This is a genomic window from Pseudomonas parakoreensis (genome assembly GCF_021602155.1).
Lineage (GTDB): Bacteria > Pseudomonadota > Gammaproteobacteria > Pseudomonadales > Pseudomonadaceae > Aquipseudomonas > Aquipseudomonas parakoreensis.
The window spans coordinates 1-828 of sequence record NZ_BQHY01000066.1; the positions used below are offsets into that span (position 1 = coordinate 1).

The following is an 828-nucleotide window of genomic DNA, read 5'->3' on the forward strand; positions in this document are numbered from 1 at the left end:
CTTGCATGGAAGCCGCTTGGCATGCGTGCGACCTGGTTCGCCGAGATCGAAGCGTTCCCCAGCGCGGTGCTGGCTCACCATTACCCGAACACGCCGAACCTCGGTGACATGACCAAACTCGGCGCCCAGGTGCTGGCCGGCAAGATCGCGGCGCCGGACATTCTCGTAGGCGGAACCCCGTGCCAGGCCTTCAGCGTGGCCGGAATGCGCGAAGGCCTCACCGACCCGCGCGGCGCCCTCACCATCAAATACGTGGAGCTCGCAGATGCAGTTGACTATGTTCGAGCAGGCCAGCGAAAGCCGCCCTGCGTCATCGTCTGGGAAAACGTCCCCGGCGTCCTCAGCGACAAAGGGAACGCCTTCGGATGCTTTCTTGGCGCGCTTGCTGGGGAAGACTGCGAACTGCAGCCTTCAGGGAAAAAATGGCCGGACGCTGGTTGTGTGTATGGACCCAAAAGAACAATCGCGTGGCGGATCTTGGACGCCCAATATTTCGGCCTGGCCCAACGACGCCGCCGTGTGTTCGTTGTCGCAAGTGCTAGAGACGGATTCGATCCCACCGAGGTACTTTTTGAGCGAGAAGGCGTGCGCCGGGATACTGCGCCGCGCCGAGGCGAGGGGCAAGACGTTACCGGAACCATTACTGGTGGCGCTCGAAAGAACGGCGGATACAGCGCCGACGCCATCCCACTGACCGCTCCAGCACTTCGCGCTCAGGCACAGTGCAGCCATCGCGCCGACTCGGAAGCATTCATTACAATGTCGACCTATGGTGGTGGCAATACCAGCGGTTCAATTGACGTCGCTGCCTGTCTGACTGCGAAGGGC

At 61.8% G+C, this 828-nt stretch carries 1 protein-coding gene; it reads left to right on the forward strand.

The window, feature by feature from the left end; genetic code table 11:
* Positions 1 to 828 (forward strand): DNA cytosine methyltransferase (locus tag L6D63_RS28405; RefSeq protein WP_236170514.1); only part of this gene is annotated, 828 nt, incomplete at both ends.